Below are 14,019 nucleotides of genomic sequence, written 5' to 3'. Positions count from 1 at the left end.
AATATTTTTATAAGGAGATAGACATGAATAATAATAAAATTTTCGACATTAAAGATGAAAGAAATTTAACCATGTTAACTGACTTTTATGAACTTACAATGGGAAACGGCTATTTTTCAAAAAATCTTCAAAATAAAATAGCATATTTTGATATGTACTTTAGACGTGTCCCTGATGGTGGTGGATATTGTATAATGGCTGGAGTTGAGCAGCTTGTAGAATATTTACAATCTTTAAATTTTACTAATGATGACATAGAATATTTAGAAAGTAAAAATATATTTTCTAAAGATTTTTTAGAATATTTAAGAAACTTCAAATTTGAATGTGATGTTTGGGCAGTTCCTGAAGGAACACCAGTATTTCCAAATGAACCTCTTGTAACTGTTAGAGGGCCAATAGTTCAAGCACAATTTGTAGAAACTATGATTCTACTTACAATTAATCATCAAACTTTAATAGCAACAAAAGCTAATAGAATTTGTCGTGCTGCTAAAGGAAGAACTGTAATGGAATTTGGTTCTAGAAGAGCTCAAGGATATGATGGTGCTATTTATGGAGCTAGAGCTTCAATTATAGGTGGTTGTGATTCAACTGCTTGTACAATAGCTGACCAAAAATTTAATATTCCTGCAATTGGTACTATGGCTCATAGTTGGGTTCAACTTTTTGACACAGAATATGAAGCTTTTAAAGCATGGGCAGAAGTTTATCCAGATAATTGTCTTTTACTTGTTGACACATACAATGTATTAAAATCTGGTATTCCTAATGCAATAAAAGTTTTTGATGAAATTTTAAAACCTTTAGGTAAAAGACCAACTGGTATAAGAATTGATTCTGGAGATATAACTTATCTTACAACTAAATGTAGACAAATGTTAGATGAAGCTGGATATCCTGATTGTAAGATAGTAGTTTCTAACTCTCTTGATGAGCATATAATACGTGATGTTTTAGCTCAAGGAGCTCAAATAGATTCATTTGGTGTTGGTGAAAGACTTATAACAGCTAAATCTGAACCTGTATTTGGTGGAGTTTATAAATTAGTTGCTGTAGAAAATGATAATGAAATAATTCCTAAAATTAAAATAAGTGAAAATAATGAAAAGATAACTAATCCAGGATTTAAAAGAACTGTCAGATTATTTGATAATAATTCACAAAAGGCTATTGCTGATTTAATTCTTCTTAATGATGAAGAAATAGATATTAATAAACCTCTTACTATTTTTCACCCAAGTGATACATGGAAGAATAAGACTATAACTAATTTCTACTACGAAGATTTAGCAGTTAAAATTTTTGATAAAGGTAATCTTGTTTATGAATGCCCTACAGTTTTAGAAGCAAAGGATAGAGCTAAAAATGAGTTAAATAGATTTTGGTCTGAAATCCTTAGATTTGAAAATCCACATACTTATTATATTGACCTTTCTCACAAACTTTGGTCATTAAAACACACATTACTTCATGCTGCTAATAATGCATATTAAAAAGAGACGTTTTAACGTCTCTTTTTAATATTTTTTATTCAGCAATATCTAATACTACCTCTTTTAATACATCTTCAATTCTTAGTTTTCCAAAGCCATCATCTAAATCTAAATAACTTATAAAAACGCATTCATCTCCATTTTCTACATCTTTATTCATGACACATTCTGAAAAGCATTCAGTATAATTTTCATCTGATGACCAAAACGGGCATTTTCTCATAAATTCTCCTCCATCTTGTAAACGAAACCATTTTATAAATATTATATAATACTTTCCTCAAAAAATAAAGTATTTTGTAAATTTTCCTATTTTTCTCTTTTTATTCTTGAACAACTATAGGTTTGCTTAAATAATACCCCTGAAAATAATCATACCCTTCGCAAAAAGCTTCTTCATAATCTTCTTTACACTCTATTTTCTCTGCTAAAAATTTTGCTTTTGGGTTTATACTTCTAATTTTAGATAGAATTATATTTCTATCTTTTTTAGTTGTATCTATAAAGTCTATTTTATATATATCTACTAATTCTACGAATTCAATATATTTTATATTTAAGGTAACATCATCTAATGCAATTATGTAGCCTTCATCTTTTAGTTCTTTAATTTTTCTTTTAACTTCTTCTGTAGGATCTATATTTTCTAATATTTCTACTACTATATTATCTTTTGACAAAGTATTAACTAATCCATTTATTAAACATTTCTTTGAAAAGTTTATAAATGCTCTTTTATCTTCTATTAAGTTTTCTTTTCCTATATTTAAAATATTTGAAACTACTTGTAGAGTTGCATAATTCCCATCTACATTTTCATCATAATAATTTTTATAAGAATTTCTATATAATAGTTCATAAGCAACAATTTCATTTTGGCGATTATATATACCTTGCTTTGCCAAAAATATATTCATCAAACTTCCTCCTGATAAACCCTAACATTAGAATAATTACCGTATACTAAATTAATAGCATACGGTAATATAATGTTTATTTAAAGAATCCAATATTTTTTCCTACTGAAAGGTCTATTATTTCATTTTGGAATGCCTTTAATAAAGCTTTTTCTAAAACTTTTTCTTGATCAAAATTTTCAATATCTCTGCATTCAGCAAAAACTTTATTTAATTCACCCTTTATATTTCTATATGTTAATGTAACATTTGGCTTATCATATTCAACCTTTACAATTTTTATTCCCCAAGAAATTTGAGCATATTGGTCTTCAACTTCTAATTTTGTAAGTTCTTTTAATTTTTCTTTTTCTTTTGTAGGGTCGTTTATTATTATTAATTTATCTCCAACTTTGTATTTAGCCATGTGACTTTCCTCCTAAATTTATCCTATTCTATATCTCGATTTTATCACCTTGCATCTTTTCTTGCAACTAATCTTTTCCATTTGTGTATATTTTGATTTAAATTTAATAAATTATTTAAAAAAAAAGAACAGAGAACTGTTCTATAAAAATAAAAATAAATAAACACGGAATCGTTATTTTTTTAACAACTTTGTTTATATTTTAACATAAAACTTTTTCTAATTCAACCATTTTATAATATTTTATATTATTTTTTCATATATTAGATAATAATATTTATTAATTAAGATAGATATTTATTGAATAATCATTGATTTTTTTTTGTTTAGCATATATAATAACCTTATATATAGGATAAGGAGTATTTAATATGGAGAATATAACAACAATTTTTAAAGAAAAAAAACTTAAGCTTACTCCTCAAAGACTTGCAGTTTACAAGTATCTTATGAGTACAAAAGAACATCCATCTGCAGAAGTTATATACAAAGCTATTCAACCAGAATACCCAACTATGAGTTTAGCTACAGTATATAAAGCTTTAAAAACTCTAGTAGAAGTAGGTTTAGTAAAAGAATTAAATGTTGGAGAAGGAAATTTTAGATATGACGGTAAATGCGAAACTCATCCACATATTCAATGTATCAAATGTAGTAGAGTTGATGATTTATCTAATGAAGTATTTGAAAATATAAACACTGATGCACAAAAAGTTTCAGATTATAAGGTTCTTTCAAATCAACTATATTTCTATGGCATCTGTAAAGATTGTCAATAAAACAACGCAATTATTGCGTTGTTTTTTTATTTAACACTCTTTCCCACTCTTTCCCATCATATTTTCCTTCCATTACATTTTTAACTTCATCACTAATACTTAATATATCTTTATTTGATATTCTATTAAAATAAAATCTATTTACTTCTGCTATAGATTGAATACTACTTGCCATATCTCCTTGAACTCCTATTAAAGAACTATCTCCCATTTTATTTCCTGTTACTACTTTCATTTTGTTTAAATTTTCCATAGCTCCTCCTTGAAGCAAAAATCTTAGAAAGCTTTCTACATCATTTTCTTGATGATTTCCAACTGTTGCACAAATTATTATATCTACTCCAGTTGCAGCATTTACATATTTATTCTCTATAGGTTGCTTATTAATTAGAGTTGCATTTATTGAGCTATCAAATTTATCTGAAGAAAGAGTAGTTGTAAGTACAACAGGAATTTCTCCTTTATTAAATTTTTCTATTAATTCCTCTCCACCTTCTATGAAATTGCTTTCTTTTAAAATTCCTTGCTTATAATAATCATTTATTACATTAAATATCTTTTGACCATCTTTTATAGTATATATATCATTTTCTAATTTTCCTTTTACATATTCTTGATTCATATCATATATTATAGTATCATTTGCAACAACAGCACTTAAAAGCAACTCTTTTGTATACTCACTTTTTATGTATGTTGGTATTTTTATTCCTTTGCTAGTTAAAATTGATATAGCTTTAAATAAATTATCTTCTTTTATATCTAATCCCATACTTTTCAATAATTTATCATTACATACTAAATCTAATGAAAATGGCATAAATCCTATTCCATAATAACTTCCTAATAACCTTCCATAAACATTATTTATAAGTGAAAATTTTTCTCTTGTCTTCTTATCTTTATAAAGATAACTTATATCCCTTAAATAATCTTTATTAGCAAAATCTACAAAAGAATAACCATCTAAAATTACTATATTAGATTCTTTATCTTCTCCTATAAATTTTATCATATCCTCTTCTTTTTCAACTCCAACTAAAGTAACTTCTTTGCCAACTTTCTTTTTATATTCTTTTATAATCTCTTCTACTACATTTATCTCTTTAACTGTATTTTTATTGTAATAAATTTTAATATTATGGCTTTCTTCTTCATTACGACTACATGATATAAAATTAAATAATGAAATAATTAATAATAAGGCACAATAGATTCTTTTTCTTTTTCTGTATCTCATCTTTTTCTCCTTTTACAAATAATATCTAATCATTTATTCTATTCTTTTTCATATACTTTATTATGGGAGGGATATTAATGAAATTTAATAAATTAAAATATTTTAAATACTTACTTATATTATTAGTAGTAATTCTTTGTTTTACTCTTTTTATTTTTTTTATTAACTCAAAAAAAACTATTAGTACTTATTCTTCAGTAGATATTAACAAAAAACATTTAATTGATTTAACTGGTGATGGAGTAAATGAAACTATAGAAGTAATCCAAGCTGATAATTCTTATGACGTTAAAATAACAACTCAAAAATCAACAATTCTTCTAAGCTCTCTTTTAGATGACAATTTCCTTTGCTCTAATGGAGAAGGTAATATATTTAAACTTAGATTTATAAATATCTCTAGAGATAATAAACCTGAAATATTAATTCAAGGTATCAAAAATAATTCAACTATTAATTATCTTTTTTCTTATAACAATAATTTTGAATTAACATTACAAAACTCCAATAATGTTTGCGGTGTTATTGATTCTAATTTAAATAAAACACCTCAATTTATTTCACTAAATTATAATAAAAATAAAGAAAATCTAAGATCTAATATGATTATAAATAATGAATTAATTAATTCTACTAGAGATTCATTAGTAGTCCCTGGAATTGATAGTATTATTCCTCTTATAAACTATATAAACCTTGATGTTGAAGTAGAAAGTCACCCTGATGTATTTACTGATTCAATTTCTTCTAAGGATTTATCTAATCTTTGGAAGCTTGATAAAAGCAATTTTTCTTATAAACTAATTGATTGCTTTTTCTTTGATACTGAAATAGATGATAATGGAGACATAACAGAATGTAATTATACTCTATATTTTAATAGAAAAAATTTAAAAGATAACACTATAGAACCTTTTAATGTAGAAGTTACTTTAAATAAAGATTATTATAATAATCTAAGAATCTCAAACATGAATTTCATTTTTAATAAAAAATAAAAAGGCCGCTTTTGCGGCCTTAAAAGGGGGATGGGGGATAACTATACTAACTTAATAATATAGTTTATAAAAGATTTTTTCTTTTACAATAATATTATTTACCATTAATATTATTTTTATTCATTTTAATTTAAATCCCCAAATGCCCCATTTACATATAAATAAATAGCTTTATCTATAAATTTAATTCTCTCTTTACTAACTATCTTTCTTAATGATAATAACATTTGGATATTAGGATCATCTTCATCTACATTATAATCCTTCTTTTCATTATGTTTAATATTATTTTCATTATTTGCTCCACTAAATCCTTCATTATTAATGTTAGTGTTATTATTCATATTATTATTTACAGTGTTATTCATATTATTATTCATTAAATTATTTAATAATTTCATTGGATCCATATTTCCAAAATTATTTTGGTTATTAATATTATTATCCATTCCATTATGAATATTTCCATTAAAGTTATCCATGTTTATACCATTTTGATTAAACGAATTCATCATAGTATTAAATTTATTCTTATCTATATTTCCCAGCATTCCCATTAAACTATTCATGTCCAAGCCAAAAGGATTATTCATTTGCCCTTGTGAATCTTCTAAATAATCATCTTCATTTCTATTTCTATGCTTTCTCTTACTGCCCATATTAACCTCCAATTATAATTTCTCTTTACATTATATGTATAAAATATATTTTTGTTATTATTTTTATGCATTTTTTTTGGAGGGCTATAAAAGCCCTCCAACAACTATCAATTCATATATTAAATTGATTAATTTGTTTAGATTTCATCAAATAAAGGAATTAAGAGATTACCATCCCCATCCATTTCCTCCGCAACCACAAGCGATTATTATTAAAAATAACCAGCAAAACCAGTTGTTGTTTCCATTATTACAGCAATTTGAATTATTTCCAAATCCATTGTTTCCGCATCCACAGCAAGCAATTATTAAGACTAATATTATCCAAATTCCCCAGTTATCATTTTGACAACTTCCACCATTATTCCAATTAGGCATTATAACTGTACTTCCGCTTGAGCAGCAGCATCTTCTTCTTCTTCTTCTTGACATAATTTATTCCTCCATACTATTTATTAGCAAAATGAATTACATGAATTTCCATTGAAACCAGATCCACAGCAACATATTAATATTAATATTATCCATACAAACCAGCTATTTCCGCAGCCAAATCCATCTCCGAAGCCACCCCAGCCCCAGTTGTTATTCATCATTCCATTATTCATCATTCCAAAGCAAGGATCTACTGGAACATAGAATGTTTCTTTACATTTTTTAAATTTAGGTTTTTCGCAGCAACAATCACAGCAACAGCAGCAATCACAACAACAATTATTTCTACGTCCACCTCTATTATTTCCGTTACAACCCCATAATAATATTATCAATATAAACCAAATAAAGTTGTTATTGCATCCATTATTACCAAAGTTATTACATCCGTTATTGCAACCATCATTACATCCATCATTATTATGATGATTATTATTGCAATCACATGAATTTGAATCATCACAATCTGATTCGTTAAATCCATTTAAAATATCATTAATTTCCATAAACAAAATCCTCCTACATTTTTAAGTTTTTTTTGTTTTTTTGTTGTTTATACTATATTGTATGAACTGCTATTATTTTTGACACAAAACTAAATAAAAAGGACTGAGAAATTTTTAATTTCTCAGTCCAATATAAATTTAATCTAAATCCGTTGCTAAATCTTCAAATAAATTATTTATTAATTCATCTTTTCCTTTTTTATTTAAAGATGAGAAGAAATATAATTTATCTTCTTTTTGTAGCTTTAAGGTTTCTCTTATAACTTTTTCACTTTTTCTTAATTGGTTATTTGAAAGCTTATCGCTTTTAGTTGCAACAACAATAACATCATATCCATAATGAAGAATCCATTCATGCATCATTATATCATCAGCAGTTGGCTTATGTCTTGAATCTACTAAAAGAACAACTCTCTTAAGCTCTTCTCTACCTGCAAGATAATCCTCTATTGTTTTTCCCCAACTTTCTTTTTCAGCTTTAGACACTTTAGCGTATCCATATCCAGGTAAATCTACAAGATAAAAATCATTATTAATTAAAAAGAAGTTAATTAATTTTGTTTTTCCTGGTGTCTGACTAACCTTTGCTAATTTTTTTCTATTAGTAAGAGCATTTATTATAGAACTTTTACCAACATTTGATCTACCTACAAAAGCAATTTCAACTCTTTCATCAGTAGGATATTGAGGTTTCCTAACAGCTGATATTATAAATTCTGATTGTTTTATTCTCATTATTTATTCACTCCAATTATCGAATTTTCTAAAACAGTATCAACATGACTTGCAGTTATTATGTTTAAGCTGTCTTTAACTGAATCAGGTATCTTATCTATATCTTTTTCATTTTCTTTAGGAATTATTATAGTGTCTATTCCAAATCTAGAAGCTGCAAGAGCTTTCTCTTTAAGTCCACCTATTGGTAAAACTCTACCTGTTAAAGTTACTTCTCCTGTCATAGCTATATTATGTTTAACTTTTTTTTCTGAAAGTGCTGATACTAATGCTGTTACCATTGTTACTCCAGCTGAAGGACCATCTTTTGGCACTGCTCCTTCTGGAACATGAATATGAACATCTTTCTTTTTATAGAATTCTACATCTATTCCATACTTTTTAGCATTTGCTCTAACATAAGTAAATGCAGCTTTTGCAGATTCTTGCATAACATCTCCAAGTTTTCCTGTTAGCTGAAGCTTACCTGTACCTTCCATAACCATAGCTTCTACAGGTAAAGTATCTCCACCATAAGCAGTCCAAGCCATTCCAGTAACTACCCCAACTTTATCCTCTTTATCCATTGTTTCTAATGAATAAAATCTTTTTCCTAAAAGTTCTTCTGCTTTTTTACTATTTACTGTTATAGACTTATTGCCTTTCTTAAGCATTTCTGTTAATGCTTTTCTAATTAATGAACCTAATGCTCTATTTAATCCTCTGACACCTGATTCTCTAGTATATCCTTCTATAACTAATCTTATAGCATCATCAGATATTTTAACTATTTTATTTGTTACATTATGTTCTTTTAATTGCTTATTAACTAAATACTTTTTAGCTATATTGAATTTTTCTTCATAAGTATATCCAGATACCTCTATTATCTCCATTCTATCTAGTAGTGGTCTTGGTATAGTATCTAAGCTATTTGCTGTAGCTATAAATAATACTTTTGAAAGATCCATAGGAACTTCTAAATAGTTATCTCTAAATGTATTATTTTGCTCTGAATCTAAAACTTCTAGTAAAGCATCAGATGGCTCACCTTTATAACTTGAACTTATCTTATCTATTTCATCTAAAAGTATTACTGGATTCATGCTTTTAGCACCTTTAAGTGCATATGCTATTCTTCCTGGCATTGCTCCAACATAAGTCTTTCTATGACCTCTTATTTCAGATTCATCTCTCATACCACCTAATGCAATTCTTGAATATTTTCTATTCATAGATTCTGCAATCGACTTAACAATAGATGTCTTACCAACTCCAGGAGGTCCTACAAGACATAATATAGGTCCTTTCATATCTCCACTTATTTGTTTTACTGCTAAAAATTCTATTATTCTATCTTTTACATCTTTAAGTCCAAAATGATCTCTATTAATAATTTCTTCTGCAAAATTAATGTCTATATTCTCTTCTGTAGATATTTCCCAAGGAATATCTAAAATCCATTCAATATATGTTTTAGCTACATTACTTTCTGAAGAATTTGAGCTCATTGATTTTAATCTCTTAACTTCATATAAAGCTTTTTCTTTAACTTCTTTTGGTAAATTTCTATTTTGTATTTGCTCTTCTAATTTAGATATTTCTGATTCTTCATCATCTTCACCAAGCTCTTCTTGTATAGCTTTTATTTGCTCTCTTAAAAAATACTCTTTTTGACTTTTATCAGCTTTATCTTTAACAGTTTTTCCTATTTTCTTTTGAAGTTTTATAATAGATATTTCTTCATCTATTATAAATAATAATTTTTTTATCTTCTTTTTTAAGTCAGTTATTTCTAAAAGACTTAATCTATCTGCTTCTTTTGTAGCAACAATTCCAGAAATTATATCTGATAGTCTCCAAGGATCATTGTCCATTTCTACTCCTTTAATCATTTCTGGGTTTGTATCACCTATAACTTTCATATATGATATAAAAGATTTTTTAAGGCTTCTTAAATACGCATCTATTTCTACATCATCTATTACTTCTTCTTTAATTCTCTCTACTTCTACTTCTAAATAACTTTTTTTATTCTTAAATTTTAATATTTTTCCTTTTTCTTTTCCCTCAATAAGAACTCTAAAAACATCATTTGGTAATTTAACAATTTGCTTTATATTTGCTATTGTTCCTATTTTATTTACATCGCTCTTCTTAGGTTCATCTATTTCTAAATCTTTTTGTGGTGCTAAAAATATATCTCCATCTGCTTTCATTGCCACTTCAATAGCTTCTTTTGATTTTTCTCTCCCCACATCAAAATGAATAACCATATTAGGAAAAATAGTTAATCCTCTAAGAGGAATTAAAGGAAGTACTCTATTATTTTCCATTTTCATCTTCCTCCGAACTTCTTCTAAATTATATTTATACTTATTTAGTATAACATAAGTAACTTATTTTTCAATCTTTATAAAAATCCAATATTTAAATATTAAAAAAACTCATCTTTGAATTACAAAGATGAGTTTTTATTATTCTTCTATTTTAGGACTTTCTAATAAATTTTCGTTAGAATTTCCTCTAATTATTTCTGGATCTTTTTTAGAAGTTATACATTCTTCATTTATTATAACTTCACTAACAGTTTCATCAGATGGAACTTCAAACATAATTTCCATCATAACTTCTTCTATTATGGCTCTTAATCCTCTTGCTCCAGTTTTTCTCTTAATTGCTTCTTTAGCAATAGCTCTTAAAGATTCATCTTTAAATACTAAGTTAATATTGTCTAAATCAAATAACTTTTTGTATTGTTTTACGAGAGCATTTTTAGGTTCAGATAATATTTTAACTAATGCCTCTTCATCTAATGATTCAAGAGTAACTACTATTGGAAGTCTTCCTACAAATTCAGGAATTAATCCGAATTTAAGTAAATCTCCAGGCATTATATCTTTTAATAATACACCTAAATCTTTTTCTTGTTTAGATTGTATAGTTGCTCCAAACCCAATTCCACTTTTCTCTGTTCTTTTTTCGATGATCTTATCTATACCATCAAAAGCTCCTCCACAGATAAATAGGATATTTGTTGTATTAATTTGTAAAAGCTCTTGATGTGGATGTTTTCTTCCACCTTGTGGTGGAACTGAAGCTACTGTTCCTTCAAGAATTTTTAATAAAGCTTGTTGAACTCCTTCACCTGATACATCTCTAGTTATTGATGGATTTTCTGATTTTCTAGTAATCTTATCAATCTCATCAATATATATTATACCTCTTTCGGCTTTTTCAATATCATAATCTGCATTTTGTATAAGTTTTAAAAGTATATTTTCAACATCTTCTCCAACATATCCTGCTTCTGTTAATGTAGTAGCATCAGCCATAGCAAAAGGTACATTTAATATTTTTGCTAAGGTTTGAGCTAAAAGTGTCTTACCAGAACCAGTTGGACCTAATAATAAAACATTACTTTTTTGAAGTTCTACCTCATTATCTATACCTTGTTTTGAATTTATTCTTTTATAATGATTATAAACTGCTACAGATAAAGATTTCTTTGCGCTATCTTGACCTACAACATAATCATCTAAATATTTCTTTATTTCAGCAGGTTTTGGTAATTTTTCAAGTACTACACCTGATTTCTTTTCCACTATTTCTTCTTCTATGATTTCTGAACATAACTCTATACATTCATCACAAATGTACACTCCAGGCCCAGCAATTAGTCTTTTAACCTGCTCTTGACTTTTACCACAGAAAGAACACTTTAGTTGTTTTTTATCTTCATACTTAGCCATAAATTCACCTCACTAAAGTATACTACTATTTTTCAATTTCATTGTTTTGAATTACCTTGTCAATTAATCCATATTCCATAGCTTCATCAGCTTCTAGGAAGTAATCTCTTTCAACATCAGCCTTTATTTTTTCTAAAGGTTGATTTGTATTTTCGCTTAAAATCTTATTTAATTTATCTTTTATTTTTAATATTCTTTTAGCGTGTATATCTATATCTGTTGCTTGCCCTTGGAATCCACCTAAAGGTTGATGAATCATTATTTCAGCATTTGGAAGAGCAAATCTCTTTCCTTTTTTTCCTGAAGTAAGTAAGAATGCTCCCATTGAAGCAGCCATCCCTATACATATAGTGCAAACATCTGGCTTAATATAATTCATTGTATCATATATAGCCATTCCTGAAGTTATTGATCCACCTGGACTATTTATATATATATATATGTCTTTATCTGGATCTTCACTTTCTAAGAATAAAAGTTGTGCTACTACTAAATTTGAAGTAACATCATTTATTTCTCCATTTATCATTATTATTCTATCTTTTAATAATCTTGAAAAAATGTCGTAACTTCTTTCACCTCTATTAGTTTGTTCTACGACCATTGGTACTAAACTCATATTTTTCCCCTCCTTAAAATGTAACATTTATTAGTATTAACAAAATATTTGAATATTAATCTTAAGTATCTTATTAATTTTTATTTTAAATAATTGCCAGAAAATAAAATTTCTCTGGCAATTATATAAGTTACATATTTATTTATATTTTATAATTATTTGCAGTTATCTTCTAATAATTTAATTACTTTTACAACTACAACTTCTTTTTCAATCATAGCTTTTTGAGCTGTAGCTAACATTTTAGCCATATCTTCTACTTTGTCTTCTGAAGTATACATTTTAGCTAATTCTAAAGCTTTTTCATTAACTTCTTCTTCTGTTGCTTTTATATCTTCAGCTTTAGCTAAAGCTTCGATTACTAATTCACCTTTAACTTTCTTTTCAGCATTTTCTTTCATGTATGATCTCATTTTTTCTGTATCATTTCCAGTGAATTGCATATATTGATCAAGAGTTAATCCTTGATATTTTAATCTATTTTCTAGATCTGCTACCATAGCATCTATTTCTTTTTCTATCATTACAGCTGGAACATCCATTTTTGAATTTTCAATAACAGCTGTTACTAAAGCATCTTCAAATTCTCTTTTTGCTTTTTCTTCATTAGCTGCAGTTAATTTTTCTCTCATATCTGCTTTTAAAGCTTCTAAAGTTTCAAATTCTGAAACTTCTGATGCAAATTCATCATCTATAGCTGGTAATTCTTTAACTTTAATTTCTTTTACAGTTACTTCGAATTTAGCTTCTTTTCCATTTAATTCTTCTTTTCCATAGTTTTCTGGGAAAGTAACAACAACATCTTTGCTATCATTAACTTTCATTCCAACTAATTGTTCTTCAAAGTTTCCAATGAATGATCCTGAACCAATTTCTAATGGATAATCATGTCCTTCTCCACCTTCAAATGCAACATCTCCGATAAATCCTTTGAAGTCTATAACAGCTATATCTCCGTTTTCAACAACAGATCCTTCTGCTTTAACTTCTACTCTAGCGCTCTTTTCTTGCATTCCTTTAAGTTGGTTTTCTATTTCTTCTTCTGAAACTTCGTATACAGGTTTTTTAATATCTAATCCCTTGTATTCTCCTAATTCTATTTCAGGATATACAGTTACTGTAGCTGTATAAACTAATTCTTTTCCTTCACCAACTTCTAATACATCTATTGATGGGAAGTCAACTGGTCTTATATTATTTTCATCTATTACTGATGGGTATGTTTCACTTATTACTGTATTTACAGCATCGTCAAAAAGAACTTCTAATCCGTAGAATTTCTTAACCATTGCCATAGATACTTTTCCTTTTCTGAATCCTGGTATGTTAAATTTATTTCTGTTTTTATTGAATGCTTTATTTAAAGCAGCAGTAAATTTTTCTGCCTCTACTCTTACTTCAAATTTTACAACGTTAGCTTCTATTTTTTCCATTTTAGCTTCCATCTTATTTATTCCTCCTAAAATAGTTCTTATTCACATTTATTAACTAGGATATT

The 14,019-nt window shown here is 27.0% G+C and carries 15 protein-coding genes; 3 read left to right on the top strand and 12 right to left on the bottom strand.

What is annotated here, in order from left to right; translation table 11 throughout:
- Positions 1-23: 23 nt before the first annotated feature.
- Complete coding sequence (locus CLTHE_RS14765) at positions 24-1,496, top strand: nicotinate phosphoribosyltransferase (RefSeq protein WP_080024086.1); 1,473 nt, start codon at positions 24-26, stop codon at positions 1,494-1,496.
- Positions 1,497-1,530: 34 nt separating this feature from the next.
- Here the strand turns inward: CLTHE_RS14765 and CLTHE_RS14770 are convergent, their stop codons facing one another.
- The 3 genes from CLTHE_RS14770 to CLTHE_RS14780 form a co-directional block, all read right to left on the bottom strand.
- The gene (locus CLTHE_RS14770) at positions 1,531-1,719 is read right to left on the bottom strand and encodes a hypothetical protein (RefSeq protein WP_002597012.1); all 189 of its coding nucleotides are present in this window, start codon (positions 1,717-1,719) and stop codon (positions 1,531-1,533) included.
- Positions 1,720-1,819: 100 nt separating this feature from the next.
- Complete coding sequence (locus CLTHE_RS14775; protein ID WP_080024085.1) at positions 1,820-2,413, bottom strand: EAL and HDOD domain-containing protein; 594 nt, start codon at positions 2,411-2,413, stop codon at positions 1,820-1,822.
- 76 nt (positions 2,414-2,489) lie between these two features.
- A complete protein-coding gene (locus CLTHE_RS14780) occupies positions 2,490-2,819 on the bottom strand; it encodes a hypothetical protein (RefSeq protein WP_002597010.1) in 330 nt (109 codons plus the stop codon).
- Between the two features lie 371 nt (positions 2,820-3,190).
- Between CLTHE_RS14780 and perR the strand changes: the two genes are divergently transcribed.
- A complete protein-coding gene (perR, locus tag CLTHE_RS14785) occupies positions 3,191-3,598 on the top strand; it encodes a transcriptional regulator PerR (protein WP_080024084.1) in 408 nt (135 codons plus the stop codon).
- A 10-nt stretch (positions 3,599-3,608) separates the two neighbouring features.
- Here the strand turns inward: perR and CLTHE_RS14790 are convergent, their stop codons facing one another.
- Complete coding sequence (locus tag CLTHE_RS14790) at positions 3,609-4,838, bottom strand: type 2 periplasmic-binding domain-containing protein (RefSeq protein WP_080024083.1); 1,230 nt, start codon at positions 4,836-4,838, stop codon at positions 3,609-3,611.
- A 77-nt stretch (positions 4,839-4,915) separates the two neighbouring features.
- Between CLTHE_RS14790 and CLTHE_RS14795 the strand changes: the two genes are divergently transcribed.
- Positions 4,916-5,836, top strand: a complete 921-nt coding sequence (locus tag CLTHE_RS14795; RefSeq protein ID WP_080024082.1) for a hypothetical protein — start codon at positions 4,916-4,918, stop codon at positions 5,834-5,836.
- A 125-nt stretch (positions 5,837-5,961) separates the two neighbouring features.
- On the opposite strand, the gene CLTHE_RS14800 is transcribed toward CLTHE_RS14795, so the two are convergent.
- From CLTHE_RS14800 to tig, 8 genes are all read right to left on the bottom strand, one after another.
- Positions 5,962-6,495: a hypothetical protein gene (locus CLTHE_RS14800; protein ID WP_080024081.1), complete on the bottom strand. Its 534-nt coding sequence runs from the start codon at positions 6,493-6,495 to the stop codon at positions 5,962-5,964.
- Between the two features lie 168 nt (positions 6,496-6,663).
- A complete protein-coding gene (locus CLTHE_RS14805; RefSeq protein ID WP_242945659.1) occupies positions 6,664-6,927 on the bottom strand; it encodes a hypothetical protein in 264 nt (87 codons plus the stop codon).
- Positions 6,928-6,950: 23 nt separating this feature from the next.
- Positions 6,951-7,436, bottom strand: coding sequence for a hypothetical protein (locus tag CLTHE_RS14810; RefSeq protein WP_080024080.1), 486 nt, complete (start codon positions 7,434-7,436; stop codon positions 6,951-6,953).
- A gap of 138 nt (positions 7,437-7,574) precedes the next feature.
- Positions 7,575-8,171: a ribosome biogenesis GTP-binding protein YihA/YsxC gene (yihA, locus tag CLTHE_RS14815; protein WP_080024079.1), complete on the bottom strand. Its 597-nt coding sequence runs from the start codon at positions 8,169-8,171 to the stop codon at positions 7,575-7,577.
- Positions 8,171-10,486 (bottom strand): endopeptidase La, encoded by a 2,316-nt coding sequence (lon, locus tag CLTHE_RS14820; RefSeq protein ID WP_080024078.1) that lies wholly within the window; start codon positions 10,484-10,486, stop codon positions 8,171-8,173. Before lon ends, yihA begins: the two co-directional genes overlap by 1 nt.
- Before the next feature lie 141 nt (positions 10,487-10,627).
- Positions 10,628-11,902: an ATP-dependent Clp protease ATP-binding subunit ClpX gene (gene clpX, locus CLTHE_RS14825; protein ID WP_080024077.1), complete on the bottom strand. Its 1,275-nt coding sequence runs from the start codon at positions 11,900-11,902 to the stop codon at positions 10,628-10,630.
- 25 nt (positions 11,903-11,927) lie between these two features.
- Complete coding sequence (gene clpP, locus CLTHE_RS14830; protein ID WP_002597000.1) at positions 11,928-12,521, bottom strand: ATP-dependent Clp endopeptidase proteolytic subunit ClpP; 594 nt, start codon at positions 12,519-12,521, stop codon at positions 11,928-11,930.
- Positions 12,522-12,676: 155 nt separating this feature from the next.
- Positions 12,677-13,966 (bottom strand): trigger factor, encoded by a 1,290-nt coding sequence (tig, locus tag CLTHE_RS14835; RefSeq protein ID WP_080024076.1) that lies wholly within the window; start codon positions 13,964-13,966, stop codon positions 12,677-12,679.
- Positions 13,967-14,019: the final 53 nt, after the last annotated feature.

This window comes from Clostridium thermobutyricum DSM 4928 (assembly GCF_002050515.1).
Classification (GTDB): Bacteria; Bacillota; Clostridia; order Clostridiales; family Clostridiaceae; genus Clostridium; species Clostridium thermobutyricum.
The sequence above is the reverse complement of the archived record's forward strand: the minus strand, read 5'-3'. Positions and strand labels throughout refer to the sequence as shown.